The sequence below is a fragment of the Citrobacter sp. MGH104 genome, assembly GCF_001034485.1.
In the GTDB taxonomy this organism is placed as follows: domain Bacteria; phylum Pseudomonadota; class Gammaproteobacteria; order Enterobacterales; family Enterobacteriaceae; genus Citrobacter; species Citrobacter freundii.
This window is the reverse complement of record NZ_KQ089818.1, coordinates 1,572,023-1,586,068: the sequence shown is the minus strand read 5'-3', so window position 1 is coordinate 1,586,068 and position 14,046 is coordinate 1,572,023. Positions and strand designations below refer to the sequence as shown.

Annotated in this window: 12 protein-coding genes; 9 read left to right on the top strand and 3 right to left on the bottom strand. The window is 53.1% G+C overall.

What is annotated here, in order from left to right; all coding sequences use genetic code 11:
* Nucleotides 1-75: 75 nt before the first annotated feature.
* The 3 genes from SK34_RS07370 to SK34_RS07360 are packed head-to-tail and all read left to right on the top strand — an operon-like array spanning nt 76 to nt 3,998.
* Nucleotides 76-1,626: a hypothetical protein gene (locus tag SK34_RS07370; RefSeq protein WP_003840986.1), complete on the top strand. Its 1,551-nt coding sequence runs from the start codon at nt 76-78 to the stop codon at nt 1,624-1,626.
* Nucleotides 1,627-1,652: 26 nt separating this feature from the next.
* Entirely contained in the window at nt 1,653-2,603 is a 951-nt protein-coding gene (locus SK34_RS07365; protein WP_048232735.1) for a carbamate kinase family protein, read from the top strand.
* Between the two features lie 12 nt (nt 2,604-2,615).
* Complete coding sequence (locus SK34_RS07360) at nt 2,616-3,998, top strand: amidohydrolase family protein (RefSeq protein WP_048218541.1); 1,383 nt, start codon at nt 2,616-2,618, stop codon at nt 3,996-3,998.
* A 44-nt stretch (nt 3,999-4,042) separates the two neighbouring features.
* Here the strand turns inward: SK34_RS07360 and SK34_RS07355 are convergent, their stop codons facing one another.
* Nucleotides 4,043-4,942 carry a nickel/cobalt efflux protein RcnA gene (locus tag SK34_RS07355; RefSeq protein ID WP_048232734.1) on the bottom strand — a complete coding sequence of 300 codons (900 nt, stop codon included), beginning with the start codon at nt 4,940-4,942 and terminating at the stop codon, nt 4,043-4,045.
* A 120-nt stretch (nt 4,943-5,062) separates the two neighbouring features.
* On the opposite strand from SK34_RS07355, the gene rcnR reads away from it, so the two are divergent.
* Nucleotides 5,063-5,335: a Ni(II)/Co(II)-binding transcriptional repressor RcnR gene (rcnR, locus tag SK34_RS07350; RefSeq protein ID WP_003033900.1), complete on the top strand. Its 273-nt coding sequence runs from the start codon at nt 5,063-5,065 to the stop codon at nt 5,333-5,335.
* A 743-nt stretch (nt 5,336-6,078) separates the two neighbouring features.
* Here rcnR and SK34_RS07345 read toward each other — a convergent pair.
* A complete protein-coding gene (locus tag SK34_RS07345) occupies nt 6,079-7,308 on the bottom strand; it encodes an amino acid permease (protein WP_048218539.1) in 1,230 nt (409 codons plus the stop codon).
* 142 nt (nt 7,309-7,450) lie between these two features.
* Nucleotides 7,451-7,906, bottom strand: a complete 456-nt coding sequence (locus tag SK34_RS07340) for a multidrug/biocide efflux PACE transporter (protein WP_003840976.1) — start codon at nt 7,904-7,906, stop codon at nt 7,451-7,453.
* A gap of 101 nt (nt 7,907-8,007) precedes the next feature.
* Here SK34_RS07340 and SK34_RS07335 point away from each other — a divergent pair, with 101 nt between their 5' ends.
* The 5 genes from SK34_RS07335 (at nt 8,008) to araE (ending at nt 14,035) form a co-directional block, all read left to right on the top strand.
* Entirely contained in the window at nt 8,008-8,892 is an 885-nt protein-coding gene (locus tag SK34_RS07335; protein ID WP_003033908.1) for a LysR family transcriptional regulator, read from the top strand.
* Between the two features lie 102 nt (nt 8,893-8,994).
* Nucleotides 8,995-10,173: an acetyl-CoA C-acetyltransferase gene (locus tag SK34_RS07330; protein WP_003033912.1), complete on the top strand. Its 1,179-nt coding sequence runs from the start codon at nt 8,995-8,997 to the stop codon at nt 10,171-10,173.
* Nucleotides 10,174-10,645: 472 nt separating this feature from the next.
* Nucleotides 10,646-11,482, top strand: a complete 837-nt coding sequence (kduI, locus tag SK34_RS07325) for a 5-dehydro-4-deoxy-D-glucuronate isomerase (RefSeq protein ID WP_003840972.1) — start codon at nt 10,646-10,648, stop codon at nt 11,480-11,482.
* Nucleotides 11,483-11,539: 57 nt separating this feature from the next.
* Entirely contained in the window at nt 11,540-12,301 is a 762-nt protein-coding gene (kduD, locus tag SK34_RS07320; protein WP_003033923.1) for a 2-dehydro-3-deoxy-D-gluconate 5-dehydrogenase KduD, read from the top strand.
* 315 nt (nt 12,302-12,616) lie between these two features.
* A complete protein-coding gene (gene araE, locus SK34_RS07315) occupies nt 12,617-14,035 on the top strand; it encodes an arabinose-proton symporter AraE (protein ID WP_003033926.1) in 1,419 nt (472 codons plus the stop codon).
* The last annotated feature ends 11 nt before the right edge of the window (nt 14,036-14,046 follow it).

The following is a 14,046-nucleotide window of genomic DNA, read 5'->3' as shown; positions in this document are numbered from 1 at the left end:
GAAAAACGTTGCTTACCTGCAGGGCTGGGCGATCTCCGCGATCGCAAACGATGCTTAACCTGTTAAGGATATTCCATGAACAGCATAAAACTAGAATGGAAACGTGGTGACTGGGCAGCTTACTTTGGGCTGATGACCAACAACCTGACTAACCTGCTGACAATGATGGGGCTGCTCATTTTTGTTGTCGGGATCCCTACCGAAATTGTCTATGGTCGCATTGCGCCTGCCTTTGGTCTGGCGGTGCTGGTGGCCAGCGTCTGCTACGCCTGGTTTGGCCTGCAGATGGCAAAACACACCGGGCGTAAAGATGTGACGGCGCTGCCGTCCGGACCGAGCGCACCGTCAATCTTTACCGTAACCTTCCTGGTACTGATGCCGGTTTATCAGCAAACCAAAGATGCCAACTTTGCTATCCAGATAGCCCTGGTGTGGTGCTTTGTCGAAGCGTTGATCCTGGTCGGCGGCTCCTTCCTGGGCGAGACCATCCGCAAGATGATTCCACGTACGGTACTGCTTTCTTGTCTGTCCGGCCTGGGACTGTTGCTGCTGGCGATGAACCCGATGCTGCAGGCATTCGAAGCGCCGACCGTCTCCTTCATCGTCCTGTTGCTGATCTTCATTAACTGGTTCGGTAAGAAGCCGATTTTTGCCCGCATTCCTACCGGCTTGCTGCTGCTGATTGCCGGTACGGCCCTGGCGTGGATCTCCGGTTTACAAAGCCCGGAAGCCATTAAAGCGTCGATGTCTTCCTTTGGCTTCAACCCGCCGGAAATTCATGTCGACAGCTTCCTGCAAGGTTTGCCGCATGCACTGCCGTATCTGGCTTCTGCGGTTCCTCTGGGTCTGGCGAACTACATTTTCGACCTTGAGAACATTGAAAGTGCGCACGCGGCGGGGGATGAGTACAACACCCGTAAGGTGATGATGGCGAACGGCTTTGCCTCCATGCTTGGCTGCATGCTGGGCAACCCGTTCCCGGTGACCGTGTATGTTGGGCATGCGGGCTGGAAAGCGATGGGCGCCAGCATCGGCTATACCCTCGCTTCAGGCATCACCATGTTCCTGGTACCGCTGTTTGGCCTGGGCGCGTTTATGCTCGCCATTATTCCGATGACTGCGATAGTGCCGATTCTGGTGTTTATCGGCGTGGTGACCGCCAACCAGGTGGTGCGAGAAACGCCCAAAGTCGAGGTTCCTGTCATCTTCATCTGCCTGTTCCCGTGGATCGCTAACTGGGCATTGACCATCGTTAACAGCGTGATGGGCGCTGCCGGAACATCTGCGGGGAAACTGGGTAGCGACTTACTGCACAGCAAAGGTGTCTATTACGACGGACTGGTGCATCTGGGAAGCGGTGCGCCGCTGGCCAGTATGCTGTGGGGCTGCGTTGCTATCTTCGCCATTATGAATAAGCCGCTGCGCGGGGCGATTGCCGCAGCCTTTGGGGCACTGTTATCGCTGTTTGGCGTGATCCACTCCCCGGCAGTTGGCTTTGCTGAGGGCAGCTCGATGATGTTTGTTGTGGCCTACCTGATGATGAGCGGCATGTTTGTCCTCAAGCATGTTCTTGATAGCCGTGAAGCGGTGACTGCGCCTGAGCAGGAACCGACGAAAACGACCTGAATCGCCTGTAAGCGGAAGATAACACTATGAAAGAACTTGTGGTCGTTGCCATTGGCGGCAACAGCATTATCAAAGATAACGCCAGCCAGTCGATTGAGCACCAGGCTGAAGCGGTGAAGGCGGTGGCGGATACGGTGCTGGAGATGTTGGCATCGGACTACAACATTGTGCTGACACACGGTAACGGGCCGCAGGTGGGGCTGGATCTGCGGCGCGCGGAGATTGCCCACGAACGGGAGGGCTTGCCGCTGACGCCGCTGGCAAACTGCGTCGCAGATACGCAGGGGGGCATCGGCTATTTGATCCAACAGGCGCTGAACAACCGTCTGGCACGACGCGGCGAGCAGAAGGCGGTCACGGTGGTCACGCAGGTGGAGGTCGACAAAAACGATCCCGGTTTTGCTAACCCGACCAAGCCTATCGGGGCGTTCTTTAATGCAGCGCAGCGCGATGAGTTGCTGCGGGTCAATCCGGGCTGGCGCTTTGTTGAGGATTCGGGGCGTGGCTACCGCCGGGTTGTGGCTTCCCCTGAACCAAAACGTATTGTTGAAGCAGAGGCGATCAAAACGCTGACCCAGCAGGGGTTTGTAGTGATTGGTGCGGGTGGTGGTGGCATCCCGGTGGTGCGTAGCGATCAGGGGGATTACCAGAGCGTGGATGCAGTGATTGATAAAGATCTCTCCACGGCGTTGCTGGCACAGGAGATCCGTGCCGACATTCTGGTGATCACCACCGGCGTCGAGCAGGTCTGTATTCATTTTGGCAAACCTAACCAGCAGACGCTGGATACGGTGGATGTCGCAACGATGACCCGTTACATGCAGGAGGGACATTTCCCGCCGGGCAGCATGTTACCCAAGATTGTTGCCAGCCTGGCGTTTCTGGAGCATGGCGGTAAACGAGTGATCATCACCACGCCGGAATGCCTGCCCGCCGCACTGCGCGGCGAAACGGGCACCCATATTGTCCATTCCTGAGAGGAGATGCGAATGAAGGAAAGTAACAGCCGCCGTGAATTTTTAAGCCAGAGCGGAAAAATGGTCACTGCTGCCGCGCTGTTTGGCGCAGTCGCCCCGGTCGCGTATGCTGCTAATCCTGTCGGGAACACCTGCGGGTCGAAGAGCACAATGACGATTAACGATAAGCACTATTACCTGGATAACGTCCTGCTGGAAGCGGGGTTTGATTACGAAAACTCAGTGGTGGTGCACACCCGTACCGCGCTGCAAACCGTTGAAATCCAGGACGGGAAAATAGTTGCGCTGCGCGAGAATAAGCAGCATCCGGATGCGACGCTGCCGCACTACGATGCGGGTGGAAAGCTGATGCTGCCCGCCATGCGCGACATGCATATCCATCTGGATAAAACCTTTTACGGCGGTCCCTGGCGTTCGCTGAACCGTCCGGCGGGTACCACCATTCAGGATATGATCCGCCTGGAACAAAAGCTGCTGCCTGAACTCCAGCCTTACACCCAGGAGCGGGCGGAAAAGCTGATCGATTTGCTGCAATCAAAAGGCACCTCGATTGCCCGCAGCCACTGCAACATAGAACCGGTTTCCGGACTGAAAAACCTGGAGAACCTGCAGGCGGTGCTGGCGCGTCGCCAGCCGGGTTTTGCCTGTGAAATTGTGGCATTTCCACAGCATGGCCTGCTGTTATCAAAATCTGAACCGCTAATGCGTGAAGCGATGCAGGCGGGAGCGCATTATGTCGGCGGTCTGGACCCAACCAGCGTGGATGGGGCGATGGAAAAATCACTCGATACCATGTTCCAGATTGCGCTCGATTACAACAAAGGCGTGGATATCCATCTGCATGAAACCAGTCCGGCGGGCGTGGCGGCGGTGAATTACATGGTAGAAACGGTGGAGAAAACGCCGCAGTTAAAGGGCAAACTGACCATCAGCCACGCGTTTGCGCTGTCTACGCTGAACGAACAGCAGGTGGATGAACTCGCAACCCGCATGGCGGCGCAGCAGATTACCATTGCCTCGACGGTGCCGATTGGCACGATGCACATGCCGCTAAAACAGCTGCGCGATAAAGGCGTGGAAGTGATTACCGGCACCGACAGCGTGATTGATCACTGGTCGCCGTACGGCCTGGGAGACATGCTGGAAAAGGCGAATCTGTACGCGCAGCTCTATATTCGCCCGAATGAACTTAATCTGTCGCGGGCGCTGTTCCTCGCTACCGGTGATGTGCTGCCGCTTAACGATAAAGGTGAGCGCGTCTGGCCGAAAGCGCAGGATGAAGCCAGCTTTGTGCTGGTAGATGCCTCATGCTCAGCGGAAGCGGTCGCGCGAATCTCCCCACGCACTGCGACCTTCCATAAAGGGCAACTGGTGTGGGGGAATGTCGCAAGCTAGTTTGGTTTTCCGCGCAGCGGCTATCGCTGCTGCGCTCTCATATATTAACCGACGATCCCCATATAGCCGTGAATCCCCATATATACGCCGACCATTGCAATGAGCACGCTGGAAAAATAGGGCGCTTTGCGTGCCAGCGTGTTAAATCCGCTCCATCGTTTGGCTGCCTGCTGCACGCTGATTGCCGCACCCACTCCCACTGTTACCAGCGTTATCGCCAGCCCGAGGCTAAAGCACAGCACCATGGTGGCGCCCAGCGTGAAGGCTTTGAGCTGGATGCATATCAGCAGTACCGTAATGGCAGCTGGGCACGGGATCAGCCCGCCGGTCAGACCGAACAGTAATATTTGGCCGTTGGTGACCTCTTTGCCCGCAAAGCGGCGCTGAATATCGGTGGCATGCGCCCGTTCGTGGGCATCCTGATATTCTTTTGAGCCTTCGGTGAGTCCGGCCAGTGCGCCATGGTCGTGATTATGCTCGTGTTCGTGATGATGATGGTGATGATCGTCATCGTGGTCATGATGATGGTGGTGATGGTCGTCATGATCATGGTGGTGGTGATGCCCGTGATCGTGGTCGTGATGCGTCTGGGCCAGCCAGTTCTGCTCTCCCTGCCAGGTTCGCCAGAACATCCAGAATGCGGTCCCGAGAATAATTATCGCCGAGACAAATTGCAGCCAGGGCTCAACGGCCTGGGCGGTAAACGCTTTACTGATATACATCCCACCGAGCGCAATCAGCCATACTACGGCGGTATGCGACAGCGTTGCTGCCAGCCCCAGCATCACCGCCTGTTTGATGGTCCCCTTAATAGCAATAATAAAGGCCGCCATCATCGTCTTGGAATGCCCTGGTTCCAGACCGTGCAACACACCTAATAGAATCGCGCTGGGAATGAAAAACCAGGCGTTGCCTTGCTGAAGAAGCGTAGAAAACTCACCCATGAGAATGATTCTTAGTTGTTTAATTTCGCCTGATTCTACTCCCCCCCAGTATCAAATACTACCCCCCAGTAGAATGTCGATGGTATTGTCCTTACAGCCAGATGTTAAAAAGGTAAAGTTATGTCACATACGATCCGCGACAAACAAAAGCTGAAAGCCCGAACCAGCAAGATTCAGGGGCAGGTAGCGGCGTTGAAAACCATGCTGGATGAACCGCATGAATGCGCGGCGGTATTGCAGCAAATAGCGGCGATCCGCGGGGCGGTAAATGGATTAATGCGTGAAGTGATTAAAGGTCATCTGACCGAGCACATTGTGCATCAGGGCGATGAAATTAAGCGCGAAGAAGATTTGGATGTGATTCTGAAAGTACTGGATTCGTACATCAAATAAGCCAGTTTAACGGCTCATCCACGTTCAATACCGTCCAGTTAAGCATGTAGGGTGAACATGTGATTCTTTCTCAGGGTTCCGTTCACCTCAGCAGTGTTATTTTTCTGAAGCATCGATACCCGTGAACGTGTAAAGGGCGTTCTTCGCCACGCCCTTTACAATCCCGGCTCCCGGCGGGAAAATTGCCGCTCCGCGGTCCCCTCCGCTTATTCCTCCAGGCTACCGGGTCGGGCGCGAGGTAGCGTCCCTGCAAAGCGCGCCCTGAGCCAGCATCCATGCTGGCTCTCCCGGGCTTACGGAAACACGTCGGCAATTTTCAGCCGGACCAGCCCACACCTCACCATCTGCGTTTTTGGTCTGAACAGCAAAACAGATTTAACTGGAAATCAGAGCGTTGAAGCGATGACTCGGGTCCGGCTGAAAATCGATGAGGAGTTGACGTCTGACCGGGGCTGTCCGCAGGGATGCGGACAGAGGGGACGGGCTGCATGGACGCAGGCTCGGCCCCGACCCGACAGGCAGACGGAATAAGACGAATGAATCGCGTAGCGACGATTTTCCCGCCGGGAGCCTGGGTTGCAAGGGAGGCGGCGGTGAGCCTCCCTTGCACGTTCACAGGAATCGGTGCTTCAGAGAAACGATGAACATGAGGTGAACGGAATCCTTTCTCTGAGATAACATGTTTATTACCTCCGCCAACACTGGTTGATGCTTTCTGAAAATGAGCCGTTAAGCAACACGTTCTAGCCAAAAAACATCACAGATACGCACAGCAGACCGACAATCAGGGTGATCAGGTTACCCACTGAACGGTATGGCTTCAGCGCCGGGATCAGATAGGTAGACAATGTCGGCATGATAAACAAAATCATGGCAATCAGCGGCCCACTAATCGCGTAAATCATTGAAATAGCATTAGGATTAATGCAGCAGATGATAAACGTGATAGCCGAGACCAGCATGATGGACAAAGCGCGGTTAAAGGCCCGGCTTTTCTTCACACCCACCTGATGCAACGATGTTTTTACTACCTCCGTTGCCCCTTCAATCACGCCAAAGTAGGTGCCAAGGAACGATTTTGACATCGCTACGACGGCAACGATGATCCCGGAAATCGACAGCCATGCCGGTGCGTTAGGCATCATCGACAGCGCGGAAAGAATGGTCACACCTTCATTTTTCGCGTCTTCGATATAGTTTGTCGGAATCGAAAGCAAACAGCTGAAAACGAAAAACAGTACGCTCAGGCAGATGATAACGTAGGCTACCTTCATGATTTTTTTGCATTTACCCATGGCCTGCTCGCCGTATTTCTCTCTTCTGTCGATGGCGAACGTGGAGATAATTGGCGTATGGCTAAAAGCGAAAACCATCACGGGAATAGATATCCAAACCTGATGAAGCGTGTGCTGATCGACAGACATCTGGCCGGTTAGTAACGTTGGCTGCCAGCTTCCGGTCAGGTAGAGCGAAAGGAACAAAAAGTACGCGATGAGCGGGAACACCAGAAAGCCCATCACCCGGATAGTGGCTTGTCGACCCATCAGAAAAATTAAATTCAGCACCAGTACCACGCCCAGACTGACCAGCATGCGGATCCGCAGGTCGATAGTGATATGTTTTGCCAGCTGTTCAGTGAGTGAGTTGGTTATCGCCACGGCGTAGATCAGTACCACCACAAAGAAGGCAATAAAATAGAGGGTGGTGATCAGGCTGCCAATCTTCTTGCCGTAGTAGTGTGTAACCGCGCCAGTGATCCCCTCACCAGCCGACGTTTTTGAAGACAGGATAAACTGGCACAGCGCCTTGTGCGGCCAGTAGGTTAAAGGCCAGGCGACGAGAGCGGTGATAAACAGCACCACCGCACCTGCAGAACCCAGCTGTATGGGGAGGAATAGGGTTCCTGCGCCGACGGCAGTCCCATATAGTGCGAAGCTCCAGAGAGTCTCTTCTTTTGACCAAAATTTCGACATTATTTGAACGTATCAACTATAAAATAAACAAAAAGAAGCGCAATTTACCACAAATGGCAGGGGCTGGGGGAGGTGTGAACAAGCGGGCTGGTGAATGGATGAATAGCCGGAACCGAGAAAATTCCGACTATTATTTTAATTATCAGGCAGTAACGCGCTGCTGGCGACGCTTCATAACACGCTCGCGTAACGTGTCATAAGCCCAGTTATAGAACATGGTATACGGCAGGAAGAACAGGAAGAAACCTATTTCCAGCGTGAATGCCTGAAACAGGCTGACGTTCAGCACATACGCCACGATGCTCACCCCAATCACAATAAAACCACTCTCAAAACCTAAGGCGTGAAATGCTCGCACTTTCGCCGTACGTTTTACCAGGTGCGACGGCCACAGACGGTCAAACAGGGCGTTATAAATGATATTCCAGATCATCGCTGTAGTGGCGAGAAGAATGGTCAGTCCGCCCATTTCCAGCACCGAGCGCTGCATCAACCATGCGGTGGTTGGTGCGAGAACAGCGGTGGCAATGCCTTCAAAGCAGACGGCATGAAAAATACGCTCTACTAACGAGCGGCGTTGGACTGTATCGTGTTGCATAACCTAAAACCTTCTTTGATGCCCGGATAACGGAATGGTGGCAATTTTATCGTTTAATGTGATATCTAAAAGATAGTACCCATCGATAAAGTAGATAGTTCATGCGTTACTCTCCTGAAGCGTTAACGGCATTTGTAGAGACCGTTTCCTGCGGCTCATTTTCTGCTGCGGCTCGTCGGCTGCGTAAAAGCCAGTCCACTATCAGTACGGCCATTGCGCATCTGGAAGCCGACCTTGGTTTTGCGCTGTTTGACCGTTCATCACGCCAGCCAACGCTGACCGAAGAAGGTAAGCGGGTGCTGGGTTATGTGCAGGCGATTCTGACGGCCAGCGAACGACTTGATGAAGCGGCGATTTCACTGTCGGGTGAAACGGAAGCGCGTCTGACCTTCGTGTTGTCAGACACGCTGCATCCGGATGTGCTGGAAGAGTTGATGGTGCAGTTTGATCGCAAGTTTCCCCATACCGAGTTTGAATGTCTGATTGGCGAAGACGAGGACGTGATCGATCTGCTGCAAAAAGGACGTGCTCAGGTGGGGTTGATCGAAGCGCGGGAGGATTACCCGACCGACATGGGCGTTACGCGTCTGCCGATGCAAACCTGGATGGGATTATACGTGGCGGCATCGCATCCGTTGGCGGCTCAAGAAAAACTGCAGTGGGAGCAGCTACACACCTGGCGCGAGCTGCGTTTGAATACCTATCTGGAAAGCGGGACTAACGTGGCGCGCGGTCCCGTCTGGTCGGCTCCTAACTACCTGTTATTGCTAAGTATGGCTGTTCAGGGATTCGGCTGGTGCGCGCTCCCGTGTGCGCTGGTGGAGGAGTTTGCGGCAGAAAAACCATTGGTTCAATTAAAGCTGCCCGGCTGGCCAAAGGCTATCTCTATCGATCTGTTGTGGAATAAGAAATCACCGCCTGGCGTGGCGGGAAGTTGGCTGCGCGACCATTTACAGCAGAGTGGCGTTCAGATGACCAATAAATGATACGAATTTCCTTTGTGATAAAAATCACCATTCTTAAACAACCTTGATAACTATTTTTAACAATCATCTACTATTGCGGTGTTATTTTGCGCTGAGGTGGTGATGAAAGAGGTTGTGATAGTCGGGGCGTTACGGACACCGATTGGCTGCTTCCAGGGGACGCTGGCGCGCCACTCTGCCGTTGAATTAGGCAGCATGGTGGTCAGGGCGTTGCTGGAACGCACGGGCGTGGACGTTCATGCTGTGGATGAAGTGATCCTCGGTCAGGTGCTTACCGCAGGCGCCGGACAGAACCCGGCGCGTCAGTCTGCCATCAATGGTGGGCTACCCAATACCGTTTCCGCCATCACCATTAACGATGTCTGCGGTTCGGGCCTGAAAGCGCTGCATCTGGCGACCCAGGCTATTCAGTGCGGCGAAGCCGACATTGTGATTGCGGGCGGGCAAGAGAATATGAGCCGTGCCCCGCATGTCCTTACCGATAGCCGCACCGGCGCACAGCTGGGGAACAGCCAACTGGTCGACAGCCTGGTACATGACGGTCTGTGGGATGCATTCAACGATTATCACATGGGCGTTACTGCGGAAAACCTGGCGCGAGAATACGGCATTAGCCGCGAATTACAGGATGCCTACGCGCTGCACTCGCAGCACAAAGCGCGGATGGCAATTGATGCTGGACGCTTTAAAGATGAAATCGTGCCGGTGGTAACACAGCGTAATGGGCAATCATTGGTGGTGGATACCGACGAGCAGCCGCGTACCGATGCCAGCGCCGAAGGGCTGGCGCGTCTGGATCCTACCTTTGACAGGCTCGGTTCGGTAACGGCAGGTAACGCGTCATCCATCAATGACGGCGCCGCTGCGGTGATGATGATGAGCGAGGCCAAGGCGCAAGAGTTGAACTTACCTGTACTGGCCCGTATTCGCGCCTTTGCCAGCGTGGGGGTCGACCCTGCGCTCATGGGGATTGCGCCAGTGTATGCGACGCGCCGCTGCCTTGAGCGTGTGGGCTGGCAACTGGCTGATGTTGATCTTATCGAAGCTAATGAGGCCTTCGCCGCGCAGGCATTATCCGTTGGGAAAATGCTGGAGTGGGATGAACGGCGGGTGAATGTTAACGGCGGAGCCATTGCGCTCGGTCACCCGATTGGCGCATCTGGCTGCCGAATTCTGGTTTCGCTGGTGCATGAAATGGTGAAGCGTCGGGCGCATAAGGGCCTGGCAACGCTGTGTATCGGTGGTGGTCAGGGTGTGGCGCTCGCTATCGAACGAGATTAACGATCTTACATTTACCGTCTTAAACGCCTTTCTACGTGTTTTCACTGCACCTGTAAAAAAGCCCTCCAGCAGGAGGGCAAGGCCAGTTACAGAAACATACACTCTAAACACAGTTAACTTATCAAAACATTGTTTCATTTCATGTGATTAACTGCGCACTTTGTTAGAAAAGGTGTCTTTTCGACTGATCATCTCGCCTGAATTTTCCATTTTTTATCCCCGCCCCTAATGAATAAATAAATTTATCGTATTGTTATTCAATCATTTTATTAAGGTCCATTTCGCTATTCATACGCGCTAGCGTGATCGCACTTACACTTTTGATAATAAGATGCGAAAAAAAGTGAAACATCGTTTTATTTATAATTGAAAACACATTCAGGGAGGAATATCATGAGTGCATAAGATAAAACGGAACAGCGTTTTGCTATTCGTTTAAGCATTCACGGTCAATTTATCACTGGAGGTAAATGTGGACGTAAGACAAAGCATCCATAGTGCGCATGCGAAAACCCTGGACACTCAGGGGCTGCGTAATGAGTTTTTGGTCGAAGAAGTGTTTGTCGCAGATGAATACACCATGGTCTACAGCCACATCGACCGCATCATTGTTGGCGGCATTATGCCAGTGGCCAAAACCGTCTCTGTGGGTGGCGAAGTCGGCAAACAGCTGGGCGTAACCTATTTCCTCGAACGTCGTGAGCTGGGTGTGATCAATATCGGCGGCCCGGGCACGATTACCGTTGACGGCCAGTGCTATGAAATTGGCCATCGCGACGCGCTGTACGTCGGAAAAGGGGCAAAAGAAGTGGTATTCGCCAGTATTGATACGACAAAACCGGCGAAGTTTTACTACAACTGCGCGCCGGCCCACACGACTTACCCAACTAAGAAAGTCACGCCTGCAGACGTTGCGCCAGTGACGCTGGGCGATAACCTCACCAGTAACCGTCGTACCATCAACAAATACTTTGTGCCGGATGTTCTGGAAACCTGCCAGTTGAGCATGGGTCTGACTGAACTGGCACCGGGTAACCTGTGGAACACCATGCCGTGTCATACCCATGAACGTCGTATGGAAGTCTATTTCTACTTCAATATGGAAGAAGATACCTGCGTCTTCCACATGATGGGGCAGCCTCAGGAAACGCGTCATATTGTGATGCACAACGAGCAGGCGGTGATTTCTCCAAGCTGGTCTATTCACTCCGGTGTCGGCACAAAAGCGTATACGTTCATTTGGGGCATGGTCGGCGAAAACCAGGTCTTTGATGATATGGACCATGTTGCAGTAAAAGATCTGCGCTAGTTGCGGGCGACAGCCGTGCCTGCTGCGGCGGGCATTATAAAAAATTAAGGATTTACAATGATTTTGAATGCATTCTCTCTTGAAGGTAAAGTCGCCGTTGTGACCGGTTGTGACACCGGTCTGGGTCAGGGTATGGCGCTGGGCCTGGCGGAAGCGGGCTGCGATATCGTCGGTATCAACATTGTTGAACCGACAGAAACCATCGAACGTGTGACCGCACTGGGCCGCCGTTTTTTAAGCCTGACCGCCGATCTGCGTCAAATCGACGGTATTCCGGCGCTGCTGGAGCGCGCAGTGGCAGAATTCGGCCATATCGATATTCTGGTCAACAACGCGGGTCTTATCCGTCGTGACGATGCGATCGACTTCAGCGAAAAAGACTGGGATGACGTGATGAACCTGAACATTAAGAGCGTGTTCTTTATGTCTCAGGCCGCGGCGAAGCACTTTATCGCCCAGGGTAACGGCGGTAAAATTATCAACATCGCCTCTATGCTTTCCTTCCAGGGCGGGATCCGCGTGCCGTCTTACACCGCGTCTAAAAGCGGCGTAATGGGTGTTACCCGTCTGATGGCGAACGAGTGGGCAAAACATAACATCAACGTCAACGCGATTGCACCGGGTTACATGGCGACGAATAACACTCAACAGCTGCGTGCTGATGAGCAGCGTAGCGCAGAAATCCTCGATCGTATTCCGGCGGGGCGTTGGGGTCTGCCGAGCGACCTGATGGGGCCTGTCGTGTTCCTGGCGTCCAGCGCATCTGACTATATCAACGGCTATACCGTTGCGGTAGACGGCGGCTGGCTGGCGCGTTAATTGCTTTCCAGAGCCAACAAACCCTGCTAAATGGCAGGGTTTTTTTTACTTTTGAATCATTAAAATCCATATTGTGGTTATAAATTATTCCATATTAAATTTCATGCGTATCAATTTATTGTTTTTAATATTCTTTAATATCAATTAATTAAATTTAATTGAGTGATTGTCGGTAAATTTTAAAATTGGAATATCCATCACATAACGATGTGGTGTAGCTATTTAATCCATGTTTTTGCCGTTTCCCGCCTGACGCTTCCTGCAAGGGATCCCTTACTTTCAATGGCATGGTTACTCTGTATCTGGCAGGAAAAAATGGTCTCAATAAATAATGATGCTGCTTTAGCACCGCGCCCAGTGCGCGATACGCGACGTATGAATATGTTTGTTTCTATCTCTGCGGCTGTCGCAGGGTTGTTATTCGGCCTGGACATTGGTGTGATTGCCGGGGCGTTGCCTTTCATCACCGATCACTTTGTGTTGACCAGCCGCCTGCAGGAGTGGGTGGTCAGCAGCATGATGCTGGGCGCGGCAATTGGTGCGCTGTTTAACGGTTGGCTGTCATTCCGCCTGGGACGTAAATACAGTCTGATGGCGGGGGCGATCCTTTTCGTCGTCGGATCTCTGGGCTCGGCGTTTGCCTCCAGCGTAGAAATGCTCATTTTTGCCCGCGTGGTACTGGGCGTTGCGGTGGGGATCGCCTCTTACACCGCACCGCTCTATCTCTCTGAAATGGCAAGCGAAAACGTGCGTGGCAAGATGATCAGTATGTATCAGCTGATGGTGACGTTGGGCATCGTTCTGGCCTTTTTGTCTGATACCGCGTTCAGCTACAGCGGTAACTGGCGCGCTATGCTGGGCGTGCTGGCGCTTCCGGCTGTATTGCTGATTATTCTGGTTGTGTTCCTGCCCAACAGCCCGCGCTGGCTGGCGGAAAAAGGTCGCCACATTGAAGCTGAAGAAGTATTGCGCATGCTGCGTGATACCTCAGAAAAGGCCCGCGATGAGCTGAACGAAATCCGTGAAAGCTTGAAGCTGAAGCAGGGTGGTTGGGCGCTGTTTAAAATTAACCGTAACGTGCGCCGCGCAGTTTTTCTTGGGATGTTACTGCAGGCGATGCAGCAGTTCACCGGGATGAACATCATCATGTATTACGCGCCGCGCATTTTCAAAATGGCGGGTTTTACCACCACAGAGCAGCAGATGATTGCCACGCTGGTGGTTGGCTTAACGTTTATGTTCGCTACCTTTATTGCCGTCTTCACGGTCGACAAAGCAGGACGTAAACCGGCGCTGAAAATTGGTTTCAGCGTAATGGCCATCGGGACGCTGGTGCTCGGATATTGCCTGATGCAGTTTGATAACGGCACGGCTTCCAGTGGACTATCCTGGCTGTCAGTTGGCATGACGATGATGTGTATTGCAGGCTATGCGATGAGCGCCGCGCCGGTGGTGTGGATCCTGTGTTCGGAAATTCAGCCGCTGAAATGCCGTGATTTTGGTATTACCTGCTCCACCACCACCAACTGGGTGTCGAACATGATCATTGGTGCAACGTTCCTGACGCTGCTCGATAGCATTGGCGCTGCTGGTACGTTCTGGCTATATACTGCGCTGAACGTCGTGTTTATCGGTATTACGTTCTGGCTGATTCCAGAAACCAAAAACGTCACGCTTGAGCATATCGAACGTAAGCTGATGGCAGGTGAGAAGTTAAGAGATATTGGGGTGTAAATGTTGAGACG